Origin of the sequence: Microcoleus vaginatus FACHB-2002, assembly GCF_040004035.1 — a bacterium.
GTDB lineage: Bacteria > Cyanobacteriota > Cyanobacteriia > Cyanobacteriales > Microcoleaceae > Microcoleus > Microcoleus vaginatus_C.
In genome coordinates this window covers 23,923-48,790 of record NZ_JAMPLN010000005.1, presented here as the reverse complement: position 1 = coordinate 48,790, position 24,868 = coordinate 23,923, and the positions used below count along the sequence as shown (strand labels likewise).

At 46.8% G+C, this 24,868-nt stretch carries 19 protein-coding genes; 9 read left to right on the top strand and 10 right to left on the bottom strand.

All coding sequences use genetic code 11. From position 1 onward, the window contains the following. Positions 1-24: 24 nt before the first annotated feature. Positions 25-1,959 (bottom strand): ATP-dependent zinc metalloprotease FtsH, encoded by a 1,935-nt coding sequence (ftsH, locus tag NDI35_RS06035; protein ID WP_445311927.1) that lies wholly within the window; start codon positions 1,957-1,959, stop codon positions 25-27. Between the two features lie 326 nt (positions 1,960-2,285). On the opposite strand from ftsH, the gene NDI35_RS06030 reads away from it, so the two are divergent. Next, the gene (locus NDI35_RS06030) at positions 2,286-2,831 is read left to right on the top strand and encodes an NADPH-dependent FMN reductase (protein ID WP_445312101.1); all 546 of its coding nucleotides are present in this window, start codon (positions 2,286-2,288) and stop codon (positions 2,829-2,831) included. A gap of 159 nt (positions 2,832-2,990) precedes the next feature. On the opposite strand, the gene NDI35_RS06025 is transcribed toward NDI35_RS06030, so the two are convergent. Further along, positions 2,991-3,221 (bottom strand): hypothetical protein, encoded by a 231-nt coding sequence (locus NDI35_RS06025; RefSeq protein ID WP_006635545.1) that lies wholly within the window; start codon positions 3,219-3,221, stop codon positions 2,991-2,993. 132 nt (positions 3,222-3,353) lie between these two features. Here NDI35_RS06025 and psb32 point away from each other — a divergent pair, with 132 nt between their 5' ends. Continuing rightward, positions 3,354-4,076: a photosystem II repair protein Psb32 gene (psb32, locus tag NDI35_RS06020; RefSeq protein WP_445311926.1), complete on the top strand. Its 723-nt coding sequence runs from the start codon at positions 3,354-3,356 to the stop codon at positions 4,074-4,076. A gap of 59 nt (positions 4,077-4,135) precedes the next feature. Here the strand turns inward: psb32 and NDI35_RS06015 are convergent, their stop codons facing one another. Next, on the bottom strand, positions 4,136-4,519 hold the full coding sequence (locus NDI35_RS06015; RefSeq protein ID WP_333166222.1) for a DUF4346 domain-containing protein: 384 nt from the start codon (positions 4,517-4,519) through the stop codon (positions 4,136-4,138). Positions 4,520-4,851: 332 nt separating this feature from the next. Between NDI35_RS06015 and dcm the strand changes: the two genes are divergently transcribed. Beyond that, positions 4,852-5,904 carry a DNA (cytosine-5-)-methyltransferase gene (gene dcm, locus NDI35_RS06010; RefSeq protein WP_445311925.1) on the top strand — a complete coding sequence of 351 codons (1,053 nt, stop codon included), beginning with the start codon at positions 4,852-4,854 and terminating at the stop codon, positions 5,902-5,904. A gap of 88 nt (positions 5,905-5,992) precedes the next feature. Next, on the top strand, positions 5,993-6,433 hold the full coding sequence (locus tag NDI35_RS06005; protein ID WP_445311924.1) for a DUF29 family protein: 441 nt from the start codon (positions 5,993-5,995) through the stop codon (positions 6,431-6,433). Positions 6,434-6,551: 118 nt separating this feature from the next. Here the strand turns inward: NDI35_RS06005 and NDI35_RS06000 are convergent, their stop codons facing one another. Next, complete coding sequence (locus NDI35_RS06000) at positions 6,552-8,360, bottom strand: aspartate kinase (protein ID WP_445311923.1); 1,809 nt, start codon at positions 8,358-8,360, stop codon at positions 6,552-6,554. 212 nt (positions 8,361-8,572) lie between these two features. Continuing rightward, positions 8,573-9,337 (bottom strand): Uma2 family endonuclease, encoded by a 765-nt coding sequence (locus NDI35_RS05995; RefSeq protein ID WP_445311922.1) that lies wholly within the window; start codon positions 9,335-9,337, stop codon positions 8,573-8,575. Between the two features lie 110 nt (positions 9,338-9,447). Here NDI35_RS05995 and NDI35_RS05990 point away from each other — a divergent pair, with 110 nt between their 5' ends. Together NDI35_RS05990 and NDI35_RS05985 are read left to right on the top strand one after the other, a co-directional pair. Then, on the top strand, positions 9,448-10,107 hold the full coding sequence (locus NDI35_RS05990) for an HAD family hydrolase (protein WP_445311921.1): 660 nt from the start codon (positions 9,448-9,450) through the stop codon (positions 10,105-10,107). 406 nt (positions 10,108-10,513) lie between these two features. Then, positions 10,514-13,855, top strand: a complete 3,342-nt coding sequence (locus NDI35_RS05985; RefSeq protein ID WP_445311920.1) for a PAS domain S-box protein — start codon at positions 10,514-10,516, stop codon at positions 13,853-13,855. 517 nt (positions 13,856-14,372) lie between these two features. Here NDI35_RS05985 and NDI35_RS05980 read toward each other — a convergent pair. Then, a complete protein-coding gene (locus NDI35_RS05980) occupies positions 14,373-16,697 on the bottom strand; it encodes an iron uptake porin (protein ID WP_445311919.1) in 2,325 nt (774 codons plus the stop codon). Between the two features lie 171 nt (positions 16,698-16,868). Here NDI35_RS05980 and NDI35_RS05975 point away from each other — a divergent pair, with 171 nt between their 5' ends. Both NDI35_RS05975 and NDI35_RS05970 read left to right on the top strand, forming a co-directional pair. Continuing rightward, positions 16,869-17,600, top strand: coding sequence for a sucrose-phosphate phosphatase (locus tag NDI35_RS05975; RefSeq protein ID WP_445311918.1), 732 nt, complete (start codon positions 16,869-16,871; stop codon positions 17,598-17,600). Positions 17,601-18,011: 411 nt separating this feature from the next. Then, positions 18,012-18,365 carry a DUF6464 family protein gene (locus NDI35_RS05970; RefSeq protein WP_333249596.1) on the top strand — a complete coding sequence of 118 codons (354 nt, stop codon included), beginning with the start codon at positions 18,012-18,014 and terminating at the stop codon, positions 18,363-18,365. 82 nt (positions 18,366-18,447) lie between these two features. Here NDI35_RS05970 and NDI35_RS05965 read toward each other — a convergent pair whose 3' ends face one another. Together NDI35_RS05965 and NDI35_RS05960 are read right to left on the bottom strand one after the other, a co-directional pair. Further along, positions 18,448-18,867, bottom strand: coding sequence for a late competence development ComFB family protein (locus tag NDI35_RS05965; RefSeq protein ID WP_445311917.1), 420 nt, complete (start codon positions 18,865-18,867; stop codon positions 18,448-18,450). Between the two features lie 5 nt (positions 18,868-18,872). Continuing rightward, entirely contained in the window at positions 18,873-19,181 is a 309-nt protein-coding gene (locus NDI35_RS05960; RefSeq protein ID WP_445311916.1) for a DUF1830 domain-containing protein, read from the bottom strand. Between the two features lie 76 nt (positions 19,182-19,257). On the opposite strand from NDI35_RS05960, the gene NDI35_RS05955 reads away from it, so the two are divergent. Beyond that, positions 19,258-19,575, top strand: coding sequence for a hypothetical protein (locus tag NDI35_RS05955; protein WP_445311915.1), 318 nt, complete (start codon positions 19,258-19,260; stop codon positions 19,573-19,575). Between the two features lie 670 nt (positions 19,576-20,245). Here the strand turns inward: NDI35_RS05955 and NDI35_RS05950 are convergent. Together NDI35_RS05950 and NDI35_RS05945 are read right to left on the bottom strand one after the other, a co-directional pair. After that, complete coding sequence (locus tag NDI35_RS05950; protein ID WP_333083611.1) at positions 20,246-20,632, bottom strand: response regulator; 387 nt, start codon at positions 20,630-20,632, stop codon at positions 20,246-20,248. Between the two features lie 528 nt (positions 20,633-21,160). Next, positions 21,161-24,622: a PAS domain S-box protein gene (locus NDI35_RS05945; protein WP_445311914.1), complete on the bottom strand. Its 3,462-nt coding sequence runs from the start codon at positions 24,620-24,622 to the stop codon at positions 21,161-21,163. Positions 24,623-24,868 lie beyond the last annotated feature (246 nt).

Here is a 24,868-nt window from a genome sequence, read left to right as displayed (position 1 = left end):
AACTGCCAACTGCCAACTGACTCTTTACGTTGGTGCCAACTCTTTTTTTGTCAACTCGGTGTACCGAGCGACAATTTGGCGGAATTCGTCGCCGTCGATCGTTTCTTCCTCCAACAGCGCTTCGACAAGTTTGTCTACCAAAGCGCGGTTTTCGCGGATAATTCGGCGAGCTTCTTCGTAGCACTCAAAGGCAATTTCCCGGACTTGGCGATCGATCTTGATTGCCATGTCTTCGGAATACTCGGATCGCGAATTCCAGTTCTGACCCAAAAACACCTCATTGTTCGGACTTTCCAAAGCCACAGGCCCCAAATCCGACATTCCGTAAAGCGTTACCATCTCCCTCGCGAGACTGCTAACTTTTCTGAGATCACTACCAGCACCGGTGTCGATTTCAGCATCGCCATAAATTTCGGCCTCCGCCGCCCGTCCCCCCAAAGCTACTTTAATTCGGTTTAACAGCAAAGCCCGACTCCTCAAACCTTCGCTGTCGAGCATTTCGTCGTCGAGCACAAAGCTAGTAAAGCCTTCGACCCCGCCGGAACGGGGAATAATCGTTACTTTTTCCACCGGGTCGGCATTTTTGAGCATGGTCGCGACTAGGGCGTGTCCGACTTCGTGGTATGCTGTCATCCACTTTTTCTTGCTGTCCAGCAGCGGGTTGAGGGTAAGCCCGATCGTGATCCGGTCGATCGCGTCGTGAACTTCTAAGTTACTAATCGTGTCTTTGCGACGCCTCGCAGTGAGAATTGCTGCTTCGTTGAGCAAGTTTGCCAAGTCAGCGCCGGAAAAGCCGGGAGTGCGGCGGGCGATCGTGTCTAGGGCAACTTCTGGGTCGAGTTTTTTGTTGCGCGCGTGAACTTGCAAAATCCCCAAACGCCCTTTGTAACTGGGTAAATCTACCGTTACTTGCCGATCGAACCTGCCGGGCCGCAGCAGGGCGGTATCGAGTACGTCGGGCCGGTTAGTAGCTGCAATCACAATCACGCCACTGTTACCCTCAAAGCCGTCCATTTCTGTCAGCAATTGGTTGAGAGTTTGTTCGCGTTCGTCGTTGCCGCCGCCGATACCAGCGCCACGCTGCCTTCCTACGGCGTCTATTTCGTCAATGAAGACGATGCAGGGCGAATTTTCTTTAGCTTTGCGGAACAAGTCGCGGACGCGGGAGGCGCCAACTCCGACAAACATTTCGACAAATTCCGAACCCGAGATGCTGAAGAAGGGGACGGCTGCTTCACCTGCGATGGCTTTTGCCAGCATTGTTTTACCGGTTCCGGGAGGCCCGATTAACAGAACTCCTCTGGGAATTTTGGCGCCGATGGCGTTGAAGCGTTCGGGTTTTTTGAGGAAGGTTACGACTTCTTGCAGTTCTTCTTTAGCTTCTTCGATGCCTGCTACGTCGTCGAACATCACGCCGGTTTTGGCTTCCATTTGGAAACGCGCTCTGGATTTGCCGAAGTTCATGGCATTTCCTTGAGATTGGGTCGATCGGCGCAGGATTGCCATCAACACTGCCAACACTGCAAAAATCACTAGCAAGTTTACTACTAAACTGACTGCCGCTGCGTTGTCGGCTGTTTGTTTGACTTCAAAGTCAATCTTTTTGGCGCGGATTTGCGAGTACAGTTCTCGGTTGTTGTAGTCGAACAGACTAACTGATTGGGTTTGATCGCTTTTTTGATTTTTTAGCCTAACCTTGGCAGTTTTTTGAGTTTCGTCTACTTCGACTCTACTGACTTGCCCTTTTTCTATGTTGTCGATCAGTTGGCTGTAACTCATGGTGTTTGGCGCGCTCTCGGCAAACACCGGGGTCGAGAGCAATATTCCTTGAGAAATCACCAAACTGCCCAGGATGCGCCAAAGATTCCGTCCTGGAATTGATTTTTTAGGATTCTGGCTCGATTTGTCTTTGTTTACAGCTAGATGCCCCAGCCATGCGTGTTTCCAAGAATTTTTCATATTGCTTTGCCCAAGGTTGAAGACTGCCAAGATTGACCGCTTGTGGTTTGCTACGTTCATTTATTTTAACAAGATGGCGGGTGTTGGATGGGTTTATCTCTCGCGGGCATCTTAAGAAACCCCTGAAAATAGCCGCTTGTGAACGATCCGAGTCTGTTTTCCCTGACCGGGCTGATGAGCACTCACCCCTCTTACCCATAACCTTCTGTTCTTCCTTCTATTTTCTACATCGGAAACTTTACTTGACAGTTGCCGATCGAACTTGCTATATTAATCATACTCGTAATGAGTACGCTTTAGTAAAGCAGTTATTGTTTTTAAGCTTTATGGTAAAAATTGTCGGCATTGGTGGAAGTTTGCGGGCTGGCTCCTACAGCCAGTTAGCGTTGAAGGTGGCAGCCGAACGGGCGCAGGCCCTGGGCGCGGAAGTTGAAATATTCGATTTGCGATCGCTCAATCTGCCATTCTGCAACGGTGAGAATGATTATCTCGATTACCCGGATGTGGAAAAGCTGCAGAATGCGGTTAAGCAAGCCGACGGCTTGATTTTGGCAACGCCGGAGTATCACGGTAGCGTCAGCGGTGCTCTCAAGAATGCCCTGGATTTGATGAGTTTTGAGCATTTGGACGGGAAAGTTGCGGGTGCGATTAGCGTTTTGGGAGGGCAAGTTAACAGCAACGCACTCAACGATTTGCGAACCATTTTGAGATGGGTACACGCTTGGGTAATTCCCGAACAAATTGCGATCGGACAAGCTTGGAAAGCTTTTAGTCCTGATGGTAAATTGTTGGATGAAAAACTGTCTGAAAGGTTCGACGAATTTACTCGGAGTTTGGTAGAAAATACGCAGAAATTGCGAGGAATTTCGTAATTTTATCTCATGACAAATGCAGTCCGAAACGCAACTGGCCTATTCTTCGGATGTGTCAGTTGCAATAATTGCTCGATTTGAAGAGGTTTTGTCTCTAGTAGAGCAGCCGACAAGCTGAAATGTTAACTGTTAACAGTCAACAGTCAACCGTCAACTGAATTAAAATGGCATATCGATCATGTCTCCGAAAGGATGGGGTACGTCGATCGGCATTCTTCCGGGTTTTGACTCATATTTGTCTATCCACTTTTTGGCCAATTCCAAAGCTTCCTCCTCAGTCTTGGCATTTTGGACGGCGACGTGGCGGTTGCCGCGACTATCCCAAACCTCGACGTAGAAGACTTTCTGCGATTGAATAATCCAACCTTTATAAGTGTCTGCTGGTTCCATAGTTAGAATCCTAAAATAATCGGGCGGGGAGTTCCAGTGGCGAGCTAATTGTAAATATTGCCCTGCATAAAATGAATTTTACGGGGGTTTCTATAGTATTTTTGGAAAAAAGTCAGTTTTACGGTTAACCTCATGACCCGACTCCTGAAGCAATTATTTAACTGGAGAAAATATCTCCAACCTTTGGCGGCGACGATCGCGATCGTCCTAATCGCATCCCAGATGGCGGTATTGCCGGCATTGGCGACTGGCGTTTACGAAATACCGGTGTTGTCGGCGGGCGATCGAACTTGGGTGTTCGACAAAGGCGACGTGCTCAGCCGCAGTAGCGAAAGCAATATCAGCAGCGTGCTCGACAACCTGGAAAACAAAACAGGGAAACAAGTCAGATTTGTCACCATCCACCGCTTAGACTACGGCGAAACGACTGCCACTTTCACCGACCAACTGTTTGAACAGTGGTTTCCCACAAAAGAAGACCAGACTAATCAAATTTTACTCGTTCTCGACACTGTTACCAACAGTGCGGCAATTCGGACGGGGGAAGGGGTGAAATCCCTGCTAACCGATGAAATTGCCCAGAGTGTGGCTGGGGAAACCGTGCAAGTGCCACTGCGGGAAGCGAATAAATACAACGAGGCATTTTCGGCTGCAAGTACGCGCATTGCAACTGTTTTGTCGGGCGAACCCGATCCGGGTCCTCCTGAAGTTGTTGACAACATTCAAGTTGAAGGCACGTTTAAAAAAGCTGAAGAAACAGATCAAGGCAATGCCACAGTTGTTGTGGTTGTGCTGTTGGTGTTGGCGACAGTGATTCCGATGGTGACTTATTTCTGGTATCAAGGTTTTTCGTGATCGGGTGCTGTTAACTTTGATAAGTTACCGTTTTGTCAAGAAATTAAGGCAGGGCTGCACTAATCTTGAACGTATTCGCGATCGCTCAACAATGCAATTTCTGCCCGCACAAATTCCCGTCCCAGATAAGCCGCGTGATCTAACATTGTCACCGGACAGGGGCGGGTTTCTTCTAGGATTTTGACGCAAAGTTCTTTGGCGGTTCTGCCGGTAAAAAGTGTGACCTCCGTGCGTTCTACTTTGCCACGGGCGGGGATGGGTTTGCCAGTTTCGGGATCGACGGCGAGGCCTCGATCGTCGATGATGTTGGTGAAATGTTTGGCACAAATTAAGCTGGTTTCGCGATCGAGATAGATGATGAAGTAGCCGCCGGGATCGAGGTCGATGTGGCGTTTGGATAGCTTGTCATCAATTGCGGTGAGGTTTTCCAAGGTTTGACTCATGGTTGGTGAAAGAAAGTAAACAATAGCTATATTTTTTTTGCTATTTCTAGTTTAGTCGGCTGCGGGACAAGTTTGGCAGGTTGGTTGGTTGAATGCGGGGGGAAGTTTCGGGCGATCGACATTCTACGCGATATCTGTGGGGACACGGCATTGCCGTGTCCGGCGCGGGGTTCTGCAACTTTTAACGATTGGTATAAGATTGAGGACTGTAGCAAGACTTGTTGAAATTGATATAATGAACCGCAGAGAACGCAGAGAACACAGAGTCAAAGAAGAGAGAGAAACAAAATCTGTTATCATTGGGCTGAGTAATTTTTGGGATTAAATTATAAATGAATTTTATAGATTTATTTGCAGGAATAGGAGGTTTCAGACAAGGTTTTGAAAAAATAGGCTTTAAATGCGTTTTTTCCTGCGAAATTAACAGCCAATGCCGACAAGTTTACACGAAAAATTTCGCTGATGTTCCTTTTCCCGATATCAGTAAAATTAATCCCACCGATTTAGCAGACTTTGAGATTTTAGTCGCAGGGTTTCCGTGCCAACCTTTTAGCATTTGTGGCAAAAAGCTGGGTTTTGAAGATACTAGAGGTACGCTATTTTTCGAGATTTGTAAAATTATCAAAATCAAGCAGCCTAAAGTTATCGTTCTCGAAAATGTCAAGCACTTAATCCATCACGACAAGGGAAATACATTAAAAGTAATTATTGCTAGTCTTGAAGATTTGGGATACAGCGTGAATTACAAAATGCTGAATGCTAAAGACTTTGGAATTCCTCAACATCGTGAAAGAATATTCATTATTGCAACTAAAGGTAAAGAATTTAATTTTTCTCGACTTAAAAGCAAGTTTCCTCCGCAACTCAGGGAATTTCTAGACGAGACAGGGGATTTTGAAATATTGGACAAATCCGAGTATACTTTAATTGAGTCTCCCAGAAAGCAAGATTCGGGACTTTTGTTTGTAGGTTACAGAAATAAAGGTACTTGGAAAACTGGCGTGAGGCCGAATACAGAACATTTATCGAGAGTTCACAGACAGCCTAATCGCATTTATTCGGTAGATGGAGTGCATCCGACTATTCCTTCCCAAGAAACATCGGGCAGGTTTTTTATCTACATTCCTGAGCAAGATATGGTGAGAAAGTTGACGGTGAAGGAATGTTACCGTCTTATGGGTTTTCCTGAAGATTTTAATAGTTATCCGAGTGCGGGGGAAAGTTACAAGCAAATTGGGAATTCGGTTTGTGTACCGGTTGTGGAGGCGATCGCAAAAGAAATATTAAGTCAAAACTTATTGTATGATGAAAAGAAGGAACTACAAAGATGTCCCGACTCCCGACTTCTGCAATCAGTTGGGACTCTAGTTAACACTATTACTTGAGATTAATTTTGTTATTAAACAATTTTAGCATTAACCAACCGCTAACTTTGAGCTAGAATATAAGTCACCCAAGATAGATATAGTCGTCATGGAAGAATTACTCACCTTAAAAAGCTTACTGCTAAAAGGGGATATACCTGGGTCATTAGCTATAGTTGAAGAACTAGAAGAAATGAGCAAAAAAGACATCATTAAAACTATTCGCAGCTATGCAGTGATTTTACTATTGCATCTGATTAAACAGCAAGCTGAAAATCGCACAACTCGCTCTTGGGATATCTCGATTCGGAACTCAGTTCTAGAAATTCAGGAGGAAAATAAGCGACCGAAAGGCGCGGGATTTTACTTGCCTCTAGAAGAGTTACTCATTGTTTTAGAAATGGCGTATCGACAAGCTATTAACAAAGCTTCTCTAGAAGTGGAAGAAGGGCGTTATGAACCAAGAGAATTGTCCCAGTTAGTGAATCAAGAGGCACTTATTAATCAAGCAATGACTTTAATTTCACAAGAAGTTGAAGATAAGGACTAAAGTTACCCAAATTTAGGAGACGGCAATGCCGTTTCCCTACAATTAATTGAGGTAGGGAAACGGCATTGCCGTCTCCTCGATTTTTGTAAGGACACGGCAGTGCCGTTTCCCTACTTGATTAGGCGGGAACTTGAATTTTTTCGGTGCCGGCAAGTTCAAAGGCTGCGTGAATTGCTTTCAAAGCAGTTACTCCTTGTCCTTCATCCACAACGCAGCTAATTTTAATCTCGGAAGTGGCAATCATTTGAATGTTGATTTGCTGGCGGGAAAGCGCTTCAAACATCTTTGCCGCTACTCCCGGATGCGCTACCATCCCGGAACCGACAACGCTAACTTTGGCGATTTGTGTATCGACTGCTACTTCGCCCCATCCAAAGTCGGGGGCGGCTTTTTCAAGGGCGTTTTTAGCAGCTTCGGCGTCAATTTGTGCTACGGTAAATGCAATGTCGCGAGTTAATATGCCGTCGATATTGTGACAGCGCTGCGACTGAATGATTGTATCTACGCTGATATTTTCCTCGGCTAAAAGTCCGAACAGTTTTGCTGCTACTCCTGGTCGATCGGGCAATTGGCGAATTGCTAGACGCGCTTGATTGAGATCCAACGCAACGGCGCGGACTGCGGGCGGTTTGTGGGATGATGAATGCAGCCCTATAGGGGAGTTGGCGACATCAAATGTTTTGCAGAGTTCGGCAACAGCCCGATCGCAATCTTCGGCATCGATCGCACAACTAACTTTTACCTCGGAAGTGGAAATCATTTGAATGTTAATTCCCGCATCCGCTAAAGTCTTAAACATCTGCGCCGCTACCCTCGGACGACCGATCATTCCCGCACCCGCAATGCTAACTTTAGCTATTGGCCGCTCTTCTGCTTTCACTTCGGGTTCTCCCAATTCTGGGCGAGAATTCTTGCCGAGGGCGGGTACGATCGCATCAGCAACCGCGACAGCTTGATTCAGCGAATTTCTCGTCACGGTGAAGGCAATATCGTTAGTATTTCCTTCATGAATTGACTGGATAATTAAGTCTACATCGAGGTTTTGTTGCGCGATCGCACCGAATAACCGCGCAGCTACGCCGGGGCGATCGGGCAAACGCAGCAGCGACACCCCCGCCTGATCTAAGTCAAATTCCACCGCATCCACCGCTTTTGCGAGCTCCAAGCCCTCCAAAGGCCGCGGCTGCGGGGGTGGGGACACTACCCGCGTACCGGGGGCGTCACTCCAGCTAGAAAGCACTACCAGCGACACGCCGTAATTCTTGGCAATTTCTACAGCGCGCGGGTGGAGGACTTTTGCGCCCAAACTCGCCAATTCCAGCATTTCGTCACAGGTGATTTCGTCCATCAATTGGGCGTCGGCAACCAAGCGCGGATCTGTAGTCAGAATTCCGGGCACGTCGGTATAAATTTCGCACCTGTCTGCCCGCAGCGCTGCTGCTAAGGCTACTGCGGTTGTGTCGGAACCGCCACGGCCCAAGGTGGTAATTTCCAATTCTCCGGCATCGGCTATGCCTTGGAAACCCGCAACCACAACAACTTTACCGCTTTTTAACTGGCTTTCAAGCCGATTTGGGTCGATTCGCAAAATCCGGGCGCGGGTGTGGGCGGCTTCGGTGACAATGCCAACTTGGGCGCCGGTGAGGGAAATTGCGGGCTGTCCCATTTCCTGCAATGCCATGCTCAAAAGTGCGATCGAGACTTGTTCCCCAGTGGAGAGCAACATATCCATTTCCCGCTTGTTGGGATTTGGGGAAATTTCCTTGGCGAGTTTAACTAAACCGTCGGTGGTTTTGCCCATCGCCGAAAGTACGACAACGAGAGAGTTGCCGAGCTGTGCTGTTTTTACAACTCGTCTGGCTACTTCCAAAATGCGATCGACTGTGCCAACCGAGGTTCCGCCATATTTCTGAACAATTAGTGCCATAGATTCTACACAAAGCTACAAAATACTTATCAAATAATACAAGCAGCTTCTGGATTAGAAGTGGTAATTTTTAAAATTCCCATACGACAAACCGGAAAAAAGAGAAAAAATATCTGCGTAAACGACAAAAAATATGTGGTAGGGGCGGGTTTTACCAGCCATTTAAGTCTCTCAACCAATAATTTAATAAACCCGCCCTCTTGATTCTGATTTTAGCCTCCTTCTAACTCTCGCAAACGCGCTTCCAAAGCTTGAATTCGCAACTCAGCTTCTATGCGCCTTTGTCGTTCTCGTTCTGCCACTAATTCGGCTTGTTCTGCCCGTTCCTCGGCCGCCGGCAGCAAATTCCCGGAAGCATCCCACCAGCGCAGCCAAGGCAGCTCTACGCCCTGATAAACCCCTTGCCAAATGCCTAATTCCACTCCTATTTGTGCGATCGGGTAATGTCCGCGCTGATTTTGTGGGACTAACTCGAAGCGCTCCTCTACCAAATGATAGACTTCAACTTGTGCTTTTTTGGCTTCATAAATGCCGTAAAAAGCAGGTCTAATTATCCCCTCGTAAATCCAGAATTTGCCCTGGCGAGGAGTCCTATCTCTTTCTTCACTGCCATCGCCAGAAACAAATTCAAGTACAATCAGAGGCGGCATTAATTCCCGCCACATTACATAGGAACGGCGCCGATTTCCGTCAAGAGTTGGCGGCACGTCTGGCACGTAAAACCAATCAGGTGCTTCGGCTCCTCTTTCTGGCGGTTCCGGGGGTTGGGCCACCCGCCAATAAATACCGGAATCTTGACCGATGCAGTATTGTCTGTCCCGATGAACTTGCTCTAAAATCGGTCTAATTGATGTTGTTAACAGGATGCTTTGAGGGTGTTCTTGAAAATTTTTTACAAAAGTACCGTCTGAGTCTGGTAATTGAGTGTGGTCTGGGAAATCTGAGGCTATAATTTCTGGTTCTTCGGTGACACTCATGTTGACCTCTTGAATGTTGAAAAATTATACTTAAAATTGGGAAAGGAAAGATTAATAATGCTATTATGTGAGGGAAAACCCCGGTTGCTATATAGAAAAAATTAAATAATATGAGTCAGTACAAGTTAATTATTTTTGACTTCGACGGCACTTTGGCAATTACTCACAAAGCTATTGTATTTTGCTTTACCAAAACTTTTGAAAGTTACAATATTGCCCCGCCTGCTGCTGATACTATTATAAGTACGATCGGCATCAATTTACCAAATAGTTTTAAAATCCTCCATCCGGCGATCGAGGAAAGCGCAATTCCCGAATGGGTTGAAACTTACCGCTCTTATTATCGGACGGAAGGTGAAAAGCAGGTAGATTTATTTCCTGGGACAAAGCAAGTGTTGCAGTTGGTGAGCAAGTCTGGATTGAGCCTGGGAGTTTTCAGCAACAAACAGGTTACTTTTGTTAATGTATTACTAAAGAGTTTGAGAATTCACAGTTTTTTTGATTTGATATTAGGTGATAACGGACAAATAACTCCGAAACCCAATCCGACTGTTTTTCACTCGATTATTAAACCCCTGTTCCCGGAATTGGATAACAGTCAAATTTTAATGGTTGGCGATACAGCGATTGATTTGCTGTTTGCTCAAAATGCTGGGATTGATGTTTGTTGGGCGGCTTACGGATATGGCGATCGCGCTCAGTGTCTCGCCCTAGAACCGACTTTCGCGATCGACGATATTTCAGAACTTGCTGTGTTCGTTCAAAATTAATTTTTCCTCGGTTTGTTTGAGAGAATAGTTGGAATCATTTAACTATAAAGTATTTAATTAATTTTTTTTTACTAGATCCGGATAAGTAATTTTTTATTTAATTGAAAAAATAAATGCCCGAACTTGTAATCCGCCCAAACCCTGCCAAGCAAACCATACCAAAGATAGAGTGATCCCTGGAACAGCTATTATAAATTAACAAGTAGGATTCCTTTGAAGGTAGAAGGCACAAGGCAGAAGCAAATAGGAAAAAACGAGCGAAGCCAGATTTTTTTTAGGTAGGATTTACCGCCCAAATTCTGCATAATAGCCTTCTAACTTCTGCCTGTGGAAAACAGGCAATTCTGTTAAACTCTAGGATGTGCTGCCAGTCGGGATCTACAATAAACTCAATTTATAGAAACTCATGCAGATAGATATAAGCATTCCTTCGGAAACGCTATCGCCGACTCGTACTGGCGGCACACCGAATTTAATAGAAGAAGTATGGAGGCTGTACGATCGCGCCCTGGCAGCTACCAGCAACGGCATCGCGATCGCGGACGCTACCCAGCCGGACAAGCCTATAGTCTACTGCAACGGGGCTTTCGAGCGGATTACAGGTTACGATCGCAGCGAAATAATCGGGAAGAACTGCCGCTTCCTGCAAGGCCCGGATACCGATCGCGCTGCCGTCGATCAAATCCGCGTGGCCCTGAAAGAACAGCATGACTGCAAAGTAGTTCTGAAAAACTACCGCAAAGACGGCACCCCCTTCTGGAACGAACTCACCATCTCGCCGGTGCGCGACAGCAGCGGGCTCGTTACCCACTTCATCGGCGTCCAATCTGATATCACCGATCGCTTCCAAGCAGAAGAAGCCCTCAAAGAAGCCGAGGCAAAATACCGCAGCATCTTTGAAAACGCCACCGAAGGCATATTTCAAACCGCCCCAGACGGGCGCTACCTCAGCGCCAACCAGGCACTCGCCCGAATGTACGGCTACGATTCCCCGTCTGAACTGATCGCAAAATGTTCGGCAAAAAACCTTTACGCAGATCGCACCCGCCGCGCTTCCTTCATGGCAGAAATCGGCAAAAATGGCTCCCTGAAAGAGTTTGAGTCCTGCGTCCGCCGCCAAGACGGCAGCACTACCTGGATCTCGGAAAACGTGCGCGAAGTCCGCGACGAAGATGGCGAACTCCTTTACTACGAAGGAACCGTCGCCGAAATAGCCGATCGCAAGCGCGCCGAAGCAGCACTGCGAAATCAAGAATACTGGCTCAAAACCGCGATTAACGCCGTCCCCGACGCAATCAACCTCACAGACAGCGAGGGGCGCTGGCTGATTGCCAACGACTGCGCCCTCCAACTTTTGGGCTGGGAAACCGCAGACTACCAGGGCAAAACTACTGCCGAACTCGCTGCCGCCGCCGATCCCAGAGTCAGAGAAATCCTGCTAACTTGGCAGGAAACCGACGAAACCACCTGGCAAGCAGGCACTCTTACCTCCAGCCGCCAAATTGTCTCCTTGCCCACAGGCGGCAGCAATTTGTTTGAAGTGCGGAAAGTGCCACTGTTCAACCCCGACGGTTCGCGCAAAGGTTTGGCAGTGGCGGGGCGGGACATCACCCAGGAAGTGGCAGCGGATGCAGCTTTGCGAGACAGCGAACAGCGGTTTCGGGCAATTTTTGAACGCGCTGCGATCGGCATGGTAGTCGCTACCCTCGAAGGTGTTGCGATCGCCACTAACCCGGCATTTCAAGCTATGTTAGGTATCTCGGAAGCTCAACTGCGGGGTGTCGGCCTTGACGACTACGCGCACCCGGAAGACGCACCAGTTTCGCGGGAGTTGCGCCAACAGTTGGTCGCGGGCTCCCGCGAAGCTTACCAAATCGAGAAGCGCTACCTCCGCCAAGACGGCAGCATCAGGTGGGGACGCCTCAGCGCCTCTGTCATCGACAGCAGTCAGGGAACGCCACAGTTTATTTTGCAAATGGTAGAGGATATTACCGATCGCAAACAAGCCGAGTCAGCTTTGTTCCAAAATGAGGCTAAGTGGCGATCGCTAATTCTCAACAGTTCCGACATCATTACTATTCTCGACGCCAGCGGTCGCATTGTTTACGAAAGCCCTTCTGTAGAAAGAGTTTTGGGCTACGAACCCGATGAACTCGCCGGTCAAATTGCTCTCGATTTGATCCACCCTGACGACCTGCCCTCGGTGATGTCCGACGGCGAAAAACTGATGGCCAATCCAGGCGATCCGATGGCCCTAGAAGGCCGGTTCCGGCGCGCTGACGGTTCTTGGTGTTTTCTTGAAGGTGTCGGCATCAACTTGCTAGCAGACCCCGCGGTGAAAGGAATTGTGATCAACTCCCGCGACATGACGGCGCGCAGGCAAGCAGAGTACCGCCTCAGCAAAATCAACGAGTGCTTTTTGGGATTCACCACCGACGCTGCTGAGAACATCCAGCGGCTGACATCCTTAGCCGGCGAGCTTTTGGGCGGAAGCTGCGCCATCTACAGCCGCTTAGGTGGCGGACTGCTGCACGCGATCGCGAGTTGGCAAGCGCCGCCGGACTACCCGCTAGTCGATCGCGCCGAGGGCCGCATCTGCACCGACGTATGCAGCAAAGGAAGCGATCGGGCTGTTGCCATTCCTGACTTGCAGAACACGATCTACGCCCAAACCGATCCCGCTGTCATCCGCTACCAACTGCGAAGCTATCTGGGACAAGCAGTGCGGCTGGGCGACAATTACGTGGGTGCGGTGTGCGTTGTCAACACCGAGTCGATCGCGCCCACAGAAGCCGACTGCAAGCTGATCGGAATTATTGCCGGGGCGATCGGAGTTGAGGAAGAACGGGCCGCCGCCGCCGATCGCGATCGGCAAAAATCTCAAGAACTGCAAACAGCTTTGAGCGACTTGCAGCAAACTCAAATGCAGTTAGTACAAACCGAAAAAATGTCTTCCCTCGGACAGGTGCTAGCAGGAATTGCCCACGAAATTAACAACCCAGTTGGCTTTGTCGCCGGCAACCTCTGCCACGTCCGAGGCTACGTTCTAGACTTGTTAGAAATCGTGCAAGTGTATCGAGAAGAGTACCCAAATCCCCCTGCAAAACTTCAGCAACAAGCCGAGGATATAGACTTAGAATTTCTAGCAGAAGACCTGCCAAAATTGCTCAGTTCTATGCAGACCGGATGCGAGCGCATTGTAGAAATTATTCAAACTCTTCGCAATTTCTCGCGGGCGGACGAAGCGAAAATCAAGACGGCCGACATTCACGAAGGTTTAGAAAGTACCTTGTTAATGTTGAACACCCGGCTGAAAGCCAAGGCCAAATGGCAGGGCATTAAAGTGATTAAAGACTACGGAGAACTGCCGCCAATAAACTGTCATCCCGGACTGTTAAATCAGGTATTTATGAATGTATTGGCAAATGCGATCGACGCCTTGGAAGAAAGCAGCAGCCAAGCCAAAGACACCGGAACTTCTATCTTTCCTACTATTACCATTAAAACTGAAACGATTGATGACAAGAGCATTTTAATTCGGATAAAAGACAACGGTCTGGGCATTCCCGAAGATCAGATCGTGCGTTTGTTTGACCCGTTTTTTACCACAAAACCCGTAGGTAAAGGCACAGGTTTGGGTTTATCAATTTCGCACCAAATTGTCGTTGAAAAACACAACGGCAAATTGCAGTGCCTCTCAGAACCCGGTAAAGGTAGTGAATTTATCATCGAAATTCCAATTCGTTGACATCAGGACGACGCTAATCAGGATATCAGGTCAATTCCGGTTGCACCGTCCGTGATTGTTGACTGTTGGCTGTTGACTGTTGGCTGTTAACTGTCAGTCGAAAAACTGAATGATGGTTGAGTATGGAGTGTTAACTCGATTTTACGCCCGACGATGCTAGCGGATTTGATATCATGTCCATTAATTATGTCCGCATTCGGCTTAAAAACCCCCTTGATTTCTTAGTCCCTCTCAGCTAGGAACGAAAGTTTGTGTAGTAGCGATTTCTATCGCCGAGTCTTATCAAGGGGTTTTTAACGCGGATTTGGTATCAGTGGTTTGACACCCTACTAAGAGCGCGGTAAGGTGCTCCAGGTGCACCCTACATAATGCGGTAAGGGGCGTAATGCGCGCCCTAAATATAGCAGTTTTAAACTGAGTCAGGTACTCTGCTGTCAGGACCCCATTACCCATTACCAATGTGTACCTGACTCAACTGAAAAATACTATAATTAGGTTCAAGTAAGTCCTAATTTACTTAAAAACTAAATTGAGTCCGCAAATTGCCCACAAAAATTGTCGGGTTGTTATCGAAATTATTGGCATTCCAGATCGCATAAAATGCCGGTACGAGCGAAATATTCTCGGTGACAGGCAAATAATAAGTGGCTTCAATTTCGTACTGTTTGCCACCATTCCCCCCGCCCGAAACCAGAAACCTGCGACCACCAGTAACGTCAAAAGGTACTAAAAATGAGGCAGTAAACACAGCTCCTTTTTTGAATAAATCAGGAAGTGCAAATCCTAACATATAAGATTGAGTTTTGATCGTGCCGTCGGGTCGGTCAGTCTTGGGAAATATATTGGTTTCGGCGTAGCCGTAGCGGCCGAAAAGACCGAAACGGCGGCTGAGTGACCAATCGAAATTAAAGCTATAAGTATTGGCAGTAGCATTGCCGAGACGGCCACCGAAACCGTCATCTGCCAAACCGTTAATCGGCCTGCCATTCGGTGCTCCAATTAGCCCGCCAATTTGCTGGATGTTGGAACGGCTGTACAAAAACCGCAAATTTGCCCGATCGCTCGGACTGAATGTTAGTTCGGCGGTACTCGTATTTGTCCCACCAAACAAGCCTTGAGACGGATTGGAAGCGGAATTAAACACCGAAGAGGGCAAAAATTCCATACTCTCGCCCAAATAGCCCACACGCAGTTTCAATCGGCGGCTGATATCCCACAAAGCCAAAGCACCTGCGCCGCGTTTGGTAGCAGTTAACAAAGTGCTATTGTTAGAATTAAAACTGCTCGCACCGTCCACGAAAAAGCTAAAATTATTGTTGTCAAAGTAGCGGTAGAAATTAATTCTGGGGCCGATTACTACTTGCAAGCTGTTGCTAACCGGGAACTGATAATAAAGTTCTCGCAGGATAACTTCATTGGAATTCACCCCAGCAGTCTGGTCTAGAAAAGGAGTGCCAAAGGTATTAAAAAGACCCGGAGAAGTATACTGATTGGCTGGTGAATTTCCGTTACCTACAGCTAGCTGTGTAACCAATTGGTCTTTCCCTGTAAAAGAAGTAGTGAGGGTTAACCAAATTAAGTGGCTGAAAGTAATTTCTGGATCGTCCACTCTCTGCACGATCGGTCTGTTGGTGACAGGATCGCGTCCGGGTACTCGATCGAGCGGAGCAGCATTTCCATTTATTGCTTCAACTCGGACTCGCTTGCCCGCAAAAGCTCCACTCAGATTAAACCAAGCAAATGCGTTTAGTTTAGTCGTAGTTGAAAATTGGTTGGCTTCTAATTCGGCAGTGCGGGCTTCTAAAGCATCTACTCGACCGCGCAAGGTAGCTAATTCTGCTGCAAATTCTTCTTGCAATCTTTGCAAAGCAAGTAAATCTTCTCGCTTGACTAAATTACCAGTAGAACCGCCAAGTTGTTTGGTAATTTGGTCTAAGCAAGCGTTTAATCCGGCGGCGAATTCATACCGAGTCATTGCTCGATTGCCTCGGAATGTGCCGTCTGGATATCCCGCAATGCAGCCGTATCTTTCTACTAAGGATTGCAAGGCTTGAAAAGCCCAATCTGTCGGCCGCACGTCGGAGAGTTGGGAAACAGAGGTGACTTGTGCTGCGTCTTCTTGTATGCTGAGGTCATCAGCGCTGCCCGTCTCGCTGCTGATGTCGGCAACTTTGCTGGCTTCAGCAACTTGTTGAGACTGAGGAGAGTTTGCAATTTCTAACTTCTGTGGGGGCAATTCGCGAATTGCCTCCGTTATTTCTGGGGTTGTTGTTGCACGATCGACTGTGGCTGCATCTGTTTCGGGTAAAGCCGGATCGACTGTGGCTGCATCTGTTTCGGGTAAAGCCGGATCGACTGTGGCTGCATCTGTTTCGGGTAAAGCCGGATCGACTGTTGCTATATCTTGTTTGGGTAAAGCCGGATCGACTGTGGCTGCATCTGTTTCGGGTAAAGCCGGATCGACTGTTGCTGCATCTGTTTGAGGTAAAGCCGGATCGACTGTGGCTGCATCTGTTTCGGGTAAAGCCGGATCGACTGTTGCTGCATCTGTTTGGGGTAAAGCGCTATTCACCCATGCTGTATCTGTGTCGGGTAAAGCGCGATCGACTGCGGAGTTAGTCTCTGCTGCGGTAATCGCCGCTAACGGCGGTATCTCAATCTTAACTGCAGCCAGCGCTGCGTCTGGGGTAGCCTCCGGGACGGCACTCGCTTCTAGCGCAACTTCTGGAGTTGAGGTATCCTGAATTTGAGCTGTTGCTGCGATCGGCCCCAAAGGCACTGCAGCACCAGAAATCAAGAAAGACAGCCAAAAAGCTTTAACGGAGGTTGCATTATTCACCATAAAACTCACACCACTTATTGAAAATTAAATCTGGCCAATGTTAACCGATAAGCTTGCTTATAAATGTAGTGGGTTTAACAAATTCTTATAAATAGTTAAAATTATTTTAGGAAGCGAGCAATTCCCAATCACTAATGACTGAAGACTACTGACTCCTGACTAATTCCCCAAATGAAGTTTTTATTAGTTACAGATTTAGACAACACGCTAGTCGGAGATGACGAAGCAACTCAAGTTTTCAACCAGCGCCTGCAATCACAGCGATCGCAAATTTGTTTGGTTTACGCTACCGGGCGTTCTTATGCTTCAACTTGCGAATTAATTGCCCAAAAGCAACTGCTAGCACCCGACTATTTGATCGCAGGTGTAGGCAGCGAAATTTACCAAGACGGAACCCTCGACTTAGATTGGGCGGAATATCTTTCTCAAGACTGGGATAAAATGGCGATCGCCTCTTTAGCTCAGCAGTTTTCCCAGCTTAAACCCCAATCCCTAAAAGAACAAAATCCTTGGAAAATCAGTTATTGTCTAGAACCAGCAGCAGAAAATAGTTCGATTGTCCAGACTTTGCAGCAAAAGTTAACTGAATCGAGACTGCCAGGTCAAATCATTTTTAGCAGCAATCGCGATGTGGATATTTTACCGCAAACTAGCAATAAAGGTAATGCCCTTACTTATTTACAAAAGCGCCTACAAATTCCATCTGATGCAACATTAGTTTGCGGTGATTCTGGCAATGATATCAATATGTTTGAACAGGATGTCCGGGGAGTAATCGTCGCTAATGCTATGTCAGAACTCTTAGAATGGCATCGCGAATGCGGCACTGAAAATCATTATTTAGCTGGTTCTGCTTGCGCTTGGGGAATCATGGAAGGAATGGCATATTTTTGGGAATTTTGATTGCCAAAAATCCGGTTTGGTTTGTAGTGAGCACTGAAGTTCTCATAAAAATCACAGGACTGAAGTCCTCAGTACAAACGCACCCGAAGCACCCCAAGTCCTGCCAACCGTTAAAATATGTTCACCAATCTCAACCGCGTATCGATCGAACCTGTGAGTTGCGATATCATCAGCGTGTACTGCTTTATAAAGCCTAATCGAACTTAACTTTAGTTACGTCAAGCGAATTGAAGTTTATTTTCTAGCGCTGTTGGTTAGTCGGCTATCCGCCGATCGCCAAAGGTTCTATAGTTAAGCTTAGCGCCTCAACCGAAATTACTCTCTCTAGAAAAAGTTATCTTTCTAGATCAAGAAGAGGTCGGTTTAGTCAACTATTTGCCCCTTTAGTTCAGTTCGCGAACGCACCGCCACATGGAACAAAATACTTTACCCGTAGAGGTGATTCTCTCTCACCCCCGCCAATATTTAGGTAGCATTCGGCTGGATTGGACGCCACAACCGGGGAACTATCTAGATTTAGAGGGAGAAACCTACGCTGTCTTGGAACGCCACCACCGCTATCAACTCAAATCCGGTCGCTACCGACTGCAAAAAATTGCCCTGTACGTGCAGTCGGCCACACCGCCGACGGAAAGAACTTTTGTAAGCGGCATCTGGGTTATAGGAGATGCTAGCTGTCGCTTTAATGCTCGATCGGAAATTCTGCGCTGTGCTGTCAATCCCAATGGCCCGTGCAACTGCTGCTGCGATTACCAAAAGTCTTGAACAATCGAGTCAGTACACAATTCCACCTCGCCCAACCGAGAGGGCCGAGAATCTCGGCGTCTCCCTCATTTACCAGAAACTATCACAACCAACTAGCAACTCTCGAATCAAATTTAACTTCTTCAGGCAGGCGGTAATCTATCTTCTGATAGCTGTGCAGCACCTCGCGAATTCCAGTATGAATCAAATTTTCTATGTGCAGCAATTGCTCTGAAGAACAGCGAACCTGAACAGTTTGGTTTGACACCGACTCGCTGGAGTCGATCGCAGTATATCTATTAGGAACTCGGCTAAGCACATAAGCAATTAAATCTTGTCGCAATCCCGAAGGCGAAAAAGCTTGTTGGTAGGGGTGCTTCGGATAAGACTCCAAGATAATTTCTACTTCCTCTGTGACTACAGCTAAGGTAATATTGACAAGATTTTTCTGCATTTTCCCCGTCCCCAAACACTCGTTAACTAATATTTTTGTGGTCGTTCTCGATCTCGTCTGATTTCTCATGAATTTTAACCGGCTAATACCGCCAATCGTTCTTCGGTAATCACCAGCTCGAAGTCGGAACTTACCTCTTCTATAACCCGCAGCACGTAGCAGGGAATCTTGTCGGATAAAATAGCACTTGCCACCGTACCAGTGTGAATTTCTAAGACTGCTTCAGCAGCAGCTTCAAACATCAGTCGCTGTCCCGGAAACATCACTCTTTCAAAGTACCAATTAGGAATGTTCCCAATCCGAACCACCTGAACTAGGTTGGTAACATTTGCGTAATAGCACAGAATCTGGTTGTTACCTTTATAAGATAGCTGATCAGACATTTAAAAATCTCCACACTCTTTCAAAAACTAACTGAGACTGGGATTTACCTGTTAGTGGTAATTGCGAGTTTTGCTCTTGATCAAACGACCTACTTATTTTTTTGGTGTTATTCGAGAGCGCGAATCACATCCTCAGTTATTAATTTTTGTAGCATTGAGTTATCCTGCCAACACTTTGAGGTGTGGCGCAGAAACTCCGTTTTTCCCGGTTAAAAAACCCGGTTTGTTTGGTATGCAGGGCCTAGCTCCTGACTTATTTAGGTTGGTGGTGCTGTGGCATCAGTTAATCGAAAGTACCGTCACTGCCCCGAACTCTCCTGACAACAGGTTCGCTCTTTGGCAGCCGAATGGTGCTGAGAGTGCGATCGACCTTGTGATCCAGAGCTTGGGGTAAACTTTATCTAAAAAATATGAGGAAATTATGAAGACCATCATTTTTTTTGATAAATATACTTTTGCCGAAGCAGAGATTACAAAAGTTAGGCAAAAACCTGGTTTTTTAGCCAAAAACTTGGTTCCATCTGTGACCCTGGGTTAAAAAAGCCGGTTTCTCAGGGAATTCGGCGTAAATCTTGGATTAGCAGGCTTAAACCTGGTTTTTTAGCAAAAAACTTGGCTGCATCCATAATTCCGGGTTTAAAAAAATCGTTCTTGAGGTAAGTGTACGTAACTTCTGTAGGAGTTATTCTGCTTGTAAATACGGTGATAGCCGATCGGCTTTGCAGGTAACAAAAAACCCCGACTCCCTGAGATCATCTCTAGAACTTCTAGGGAATCAGAGTTTAAATTAACCAATCACCGATCCATCTCAAAGCTAAATCAAAAAAATGAGGAAATTATGAACATAGCCGGAAAAACTAGGACTTTCCTGGACGCAGAAACCCGGTTTCCTAACAATTGCGTGATTTTCGCAATAATCAAGGGAACCAGAAAACGGGTTTCCGATCGTCATCCGGCTTTAAGGCCCCATTAATTCTTCCGTCGGACAGGGCCGATTTTGTTTGTCTAGTAGGGGTTTCAACTGCCGAGTTTGATATGCTATCTGCGATGTATTTTACCCCAGTTTACAGCAACGGTTCCCAACCCAGAATGTCCGCCACTTGCTGTGCCAAACTCAAAGGATCGAAAGGCTTGGCAATCACCCCCGCTACCCCCAAATCAGCAAATTCGCTCAAATCCATCGCCTGCACCTTAGCCGTCAGGAAAATCACCGGAATCCCCCGAGTAGCCACATTGTTTTGCAGCAAACCAAACAGAGTAAGGCCATCCATATCCGGCATCATCACATCTAGCAGAATAGCGTCAGGGAGTTGAGTTTCAGCTAAAAGCAATCCTTGGCTGCCGTCGGGCGCGCTTAGTACAATCCAGCCGCCTAAATGTTCCAGACAGGCCTGAATCACGCTGCAGAGGTTTTTTTCATCATCGATGACCAGAATGCGCTTGGCTGACATAATTAAAACTCAAATTTTAAATTAATTATGGTAAAATGTCGCGAATTTAAATTGTATATTCAGGGCGGGCGGGACACCCCACAAAACTTTGATTTTTTTGACAGACAATTTAAATGCCGCAACAGCTTAAACTGAAAAAAACTTACGCACCCTGCCTCATCAACTCGGTTTCTTCACAGATATAGCAAAAGGAAGAAGCAATAAAATTAAGAGTTTCAGCAATTAAGAACGTCCTAATTGTCGGGCGCGGTTGCTATATTTTGCCACTCATACCACTTTTTTATGAGGCCCCGTAGAATCTGAACCCCCCTAACCCCCCTTAATAAGAGGGGGGTACAAGATTCTTCTCAAAGTCCCCCAACAACCACGGGGATGCGAGGGGGATCGAGATATGTGCAACTTCACCTTAAATTGGTATCACATACTGAAACCCTGAACAGAAAAATCGACATATAAGCCTCCCAAAATCATCCTACACGCCTGCGTTTCCAGCAACTTTAGCTTTCGCGATATCTTATCAAAGCAATCTCAAACCTCCAAACTTTTTCCCCCTTCGCCTTCCAACGGTGCAGGCACTGTGAAATAGAAACTGCAGCCTTGTGAGACAACACTTTCGACCCAAATTCTGCCGCCGTGCTGCTGTACTATGCTGCGACAGATAGCCAAACCCAAACCCGTACCTCCTTTTTGGCGGGAGTCAGAAGCATCGACTTGTTGAAACCGTCCAAAGATAGTTTCTAGTTTATCTGCTGGAATCCCCCGCCCTCGATCTTTGACTTCAAATAAAACCCGTGAAGCGTAGCTATCCGGTACGGAATCGCCCAAATCTTTAACCCTGACAGTTACTGTACTCCCTGGAGCGGAGAATTTAATCGCATTGCTCAACAAATTTACCAGCAGTTGAACGATTCTGTCGGGGTCAGCCCAAATTTGGGCTGTTTCGGGCAAAATCGACAAATCAATGTTATTTTCAGCAGCCAAAGAAAGTACAGCTTCTGCAGACTTCCGCATCAAAACCTGGGCATCGCACCACTGCTTGACGAGGATAACTTGGCTCGAATCGAGCCGCTCTAAGTCGAGAATATCGTTTACCAAACGCACTAACCGTTCGGTATCGCTCGAAGCGATTTCTAACATCTGTTTGGCAGTTTCCGGTTTATTTTTCAGTACCCCAGCCGCCAGCAAACCTAAAGAACCGCGAATGGAGGCAAGCGGCGTTCTCAGTTCGTGGCTGACAATCGAAATAAACTCATTTTTCATTTTTTCAATTGCCCGACTTTCTGTGATATCTGTGACTGTGCCTACGTGACCAATTAGTTGAGATCTGTCGGAAAAAATCGGAGCTGTTTTAAGCCGACAAAACCGGATGGTTCCGTCTCGCTGGATGTGGCGGAATTCGCAGGAAAATTCCCCATGTAGCGATTGTGATTCCGACCACTTAGACAGAATTAGTTTGAGGTCTTCGCGGTGAACAAACCGCATCCAGCCTTTTCCTAAAGCTGCTGCCGGTGTGAAGCCGCCAATTGCTTGACAGCGAGGATTTGTATAAGTACATTTCCCCTCAGTATCGATTTTGAAAATGCCCACGGGGGAACTCTCGCTCAGAGAGCGAAATAAAGCTTCGCTTTCCCGGAGTTCTGCTTGAGAGCTTTCTAGTTCTCTGGTTCGCTGCAAAACTCGCATTTCTAACCGTTCGTTGAGCTGTTGGAGGGCGGCTTCAGCAAGTTTGCGATCGCTAATATCGCGGTGCACTGATACCCAGTGGGTAAACGCACCATTTTCGTCCGCTATGGGCACAATGCTCATTTCTACCCAAAATTCCGTCCCGTCTTTGCGGTAATTGATCGAGTCAACCCGCACCGGCTGCCAAGTTTTCAAAGCGGTCCGAACTCGATGGAGACTGGCGCGGTCTGTTTTTTCTCCTTGCAAGATGCGTGGCGTTTTGCCCACAACTTCTTCTAGCGTATAGCCGGTCATTCGCGTGAAAGCTGGGTTGACATAAATAATTCGCGGGCCCGGTTCCTCAATCGGTTCAGCTTCGGTAATTAACACGGCGTCGTTAGTGGTGGTGACTACTGATTCCAACAGGCGCAACTGTAATTCTCTAGCTTTGCGATCGGTAATTTCTGTAACTGTCCCCACCATCCGCACTGCATCGCCGGCTTCGTTGTAAAAAAACTTACCTTTTCCCTCAATCCAGTGAATGCTGCCGTCGGGCCAAACCACGCGGTTTTCGTGAAAGTAATCTGTTCGCTGGGCGAGGGCCTGATTCCTAGCATTCTCCACACCTTTTAAATCTTCTGGGTGAATGCAAGCTGCAAAACTTTGATCGGTTCCGGCAAAAATTCCGGGGGCCAACCCAAACAACTCTTCGTGTTCCCTCGACCAAACTATGCGATTTTTCTGCACGTCCCAGTCCCAAAATCCAATTTTGGTAGCCGACAAAGCTAAGCTGAGCTGCTGATTGATTTTCCGCAGCTCAATGCTAGTAATAGCAACTCGAAGTTCTCGGGCTATTTCGATTTCGCACGGCTGCCAAGGCAAAGATTTTGACCTCACAGTTTCTTGCCACAACTCAAAGGAAATGCGAGGAGACATCACTCGGCTGCCATCCGGTTTAAGTTCAATTTCCCCCTCTGGTGGACCTGCCCAGTTTACAGTTTGAAGTGCTTCGGGACGGAACCACAAAATGTAATAATTTTGCATCTCGGACATGGCAAGTACCAGCAAACCGCTAGCAACTTCTTTAAACTTCTCGGAGGGCGGATACAGTTTTGAGAGAGAATCTGTATAAAAAACCTCATTATTTATTTGAGTTTTTATCCAAGCAATTAAGTTTTCGATTTCTACCACTTCCGGGGTTTGCCCGATGGTTGTTAAATTTTCATTGGCACACACAACTCCACCGGTAGCGGCCACTAAGGCCAGCAATTCATCTCGGTATGTTAGTAAACCTTCTACAAAGCAGTTTTTTTGAGAAATCTCTGTGATAAATTTTTGGCAAATAGATTTTAAATAAATTGCATATTCCCGGTCTTCGCTATCTTGTTTGTAGCTGAGTTCTAAATTCACAAACTTGGCTATCAGTTCACAAGCGGTTCTTGTTTCGTAGTTGACATACTTTCGGGTTGGGTGGTGACAGGCGATCAATCCCCAGAGTTTTTTATCTTTGATTAATGTCAGGGTCATGCTAGCGGCAACGTTCATATTTTGGAGATATTGAACGTGGCAAGGCGAAACTGTTCTCAACAAAGAAGCGCCCAGATCTAAAGGGCTACCCGTCAGCGGATTGCAGTGAGGAATTAGTTCTACAGGCTGACAGTTAATATCGGGAATAAACCGAATTAAATTCATGTTGAAGAGGCTTCTTGCCTGGGGGGGAATATCGGTAGCCGGATAGTGCAGTCCCAATAAAGGCTCCAAACTTTCTACTTTGTCTTCGGCGACAACTTCCCCCGCCCCGGTGGCATCAAATTGATAGACGATCGCCCGATCGAAACCGATCATCCTCCGCACTTCTGCAACTGCTGTCTGACACAGCAGTTGCAGGTTTGGTGTTTTGTGGATTTTGTCGATCGGCTCTTGGACTAAATTATAACAATTGAAACAATCGCTCGTTTTTGGGGAAACAACCGACTCTAGTTCAACAATTAATGCGGAATTTGATTGATGTAGCGTCCCCTCAAAAAAAGACTGGCGGTCTTGACTTTTGAATGATAATCTGATACCGTTACGTTGTTGGTCTTTTTCAAATAAAGCTTTTTCAATAGCCTCAATTTCCTCAGTCTCGACAAATTCCTCTAAACATTTATTCAAAAGTTCTTCGGGGTAAAGGCCCATCGCCTCAAAAGTATTGTTGCTAACTTGCAAAATTTTCAACACAGGAGATTCCAGCACCAAAAGGATGCCGTGAGGCTGAATCGAACCCGGGGCGTAAATTAGTTCGCAGTCGCTGTTATTGAGATTGTCTGTGTCTGAGGGCAATACCATTGCTTTCATCTGATTAATACTTCTCTAAATTAGCCTGTGTTCTCGATCAGCGGGCAAGCATCAACAGCACCTCGTCGGAATCACACAATCTAACAATCCCAAGTCTTGGCTAAGGCTTCCTGATTTGTTTCGGACACGCACTGCATATTTGCTCTTAGTTATCCCATTTTAAAAAAAGAATACAACTGTAGGTACGTGCTCGAAACCCATATCTCATCAGTCATTCCCTGTTCTTCAATTCTTTAA